Source organism: Pseudoflavonifractor phocaeensis (genome assembly GCF_038439875.1).
Lineage (GTDB): Bacteria > Bacillota > Clostridia > Oscillospirales > Oscillospiraceae > Vermiculatibacterium.
This window is the reverse complement of sequence record NZ_JBCDMT010000010.1, coordinates 1-1,760: the sequence shown is the minus strand read 5'-3', so window position 1 is coordinate 1,760 and position 1,760 is coordinate 1. Positions and strand designations below refer to the sequence as shown.

Below are 1,760 nucleotides of genomic sequence, written 5' to 3'. Positions count from 1 at the left end.
GCCGAGAAGCTGGGCCTGCCCCAGGTGTCCTACGCCGCCGAGATCAAGGCCGAGGGCAACGGCGTGGTGGTCAAGCGCCTGCTGGAGGACGGCTACATGATGCTCAAGATGCAGACCCCCTGCCTCATCACCTGCGTCAAGGAGCTGAACAACCCCCGCTACATGTCCGTGTCCGGCATCTTCGAGTGCTACTCCAAGCCGCTGGCCATCTATGACTACGAGACCCTGAAGGACGAGCCTCTGATCGACCCCGACACCATCGGCCTGAAGGGCTCCCCCACCAACGTCTACAAGTCCTTCTCCCCCCCGGTCAAGGGCGCCGGCATGATGCTGGAGGGGGCCGACAAGGCCACCGTGGACCAGCTCATCGGCATCCTGGACGGCAAGCACATTATCTAACTTGAGAGGAGATGGAAACAATGGCTGAATTCAATAGTAAAGACACCGCCGCCTTCAAGGGCGTGTGGGTATTCTGCGAGCAGCGCGAGGGCGTGATCATGTCCATCAGCTATCAGCTGCTGAGCGAGGGCCGGAAGCTGGCCAACGACCTGGGCGTGGAGCTGTGCGGCGTGGTGCTGGGCTCCAACGTGAAGGAAGAGTACATCAAGGCCCTGGGCGGCTACGGCGCCGACAAGGTCTACTACTGCGACCATGAGCTGCTGAAGGACTACACCACCGACGGCTACACCAAGGTCATCTGCGACCTGGTGGAGGCCAACAAGCCGGAGATCGTCCTCATCGGCGCCACCAACATCGGCCGTGACCTGGGCCCCCGCTGCGCGGCCCGGCTGCACACCGGTCTGACCGCCGACTGCACCCACCTGGATGTGGACGTGGCCAAGTACAAGGAGTTCCTCAAGACCACCTCCACCATCGACGTGGACAACACCGCCTTCGAGGAGAACACCAACCTCAAGATGACGCGTCCCGCCTTCGGCGGCCACCTGATGGCCACCATCATCTGCCCCCGGTTCCGTCCCCAGATGTCCACCGTCCGCCCCGGCGTCATGGCCACCCAGCCCTTCGATGAGGCGGGCGCCGCCAAGACCGTGGTGGAGAAGGTGCCCGTCACCCTCTCCAAGGAGGATATCCACGTGGAGATCCTGGAGATCAAGAAGGCCGCCAAGAAGCTGGTGGACCTGATCGGCGCCGACGTGGTGGTCTCCGTGGGCCGCGGCATCAGCAAGGATCCCGAGAAGGGCATCGCCCTGGCCCAGGACCTGGCCAACGCCCTGGGCGGCGTGGTCGGCTCCTCCCGCGCCTGTGTGGACGCCGGCTGGATCGACGCCTCCCACCAGGTGGGCCAGACCGGCAAGACCGTCCACCCCCGCATCTACGTGGCCCTGGGCATCTCCGGCGCCATCCAGCACAAGGCCGGCATGCAGGACTCCGAGTGCATCATCGCGGTGAACAAGAACGCCGACGCCCCCATCTTCGAGGTGGCCAGCTACGGCATCGTGGGCGACCTGTACAAGGTGGCCCCCATGCTCACCGAGGCCGTCAAGGCCCTCAAGGCTTCCAAGTAAGACAAGCAAAAAGAAAAAAGGGCCGGGCCGTGGAACTCTCCACGGCCCGGCCTTTTTATACAAATCTTGTTCTGCTGCCCATCCCCCGTAATGGCCTTCCCCTTGGGGGAAGGTGGCAGCCCGTAGGGCTGACGGATGAGGGGAACTGTGGACATGGTAGAGACTCTGCTAAAGAGATAAGTTCCCCTCATCAGTCTCGCTTCGCTCATCAGCTTCCCCCAGGGGAAGCCCAAA

1 protein-coding gene and 1 pseudogene are annotated in these 1,760 nt (G+C 63.2%); both read left to right on the top strand.

Going from position 1 to position 1,760, the window contains the following annotated elements; genetic code table 11:
- Positions 1-399, top strand: a pseudogene (locus tag AAEU42_RS14535) (electron transfer flavoprotein subunit beta); the annotation flags it as partial.
- A gap of 20 nt (positions 400-419) precedes the next feature.
- A complete protein-coding gene (gene acrA, locus AAEU42_RS14530; RefSeq protein ID WP_342234277.1) occupies positions 420-1,526 on the top strand; it encodes an acryloyl-CoA reductase electron transfer subunit beta in 1,107 nt (368 codons plus the stop codon).
- The last annotated feature ends 234 nt before the right edge of the window (positions 1,527-1,760 follow it).

Coding starts and splice junctions, on each gene's coding strand:
- acrA (WP_342234277.1), top strand. CDS start 420: ATGGCTGAATTCAATAGTAAAGACACCGCCGCCTTCAAGGGCGTGTGG.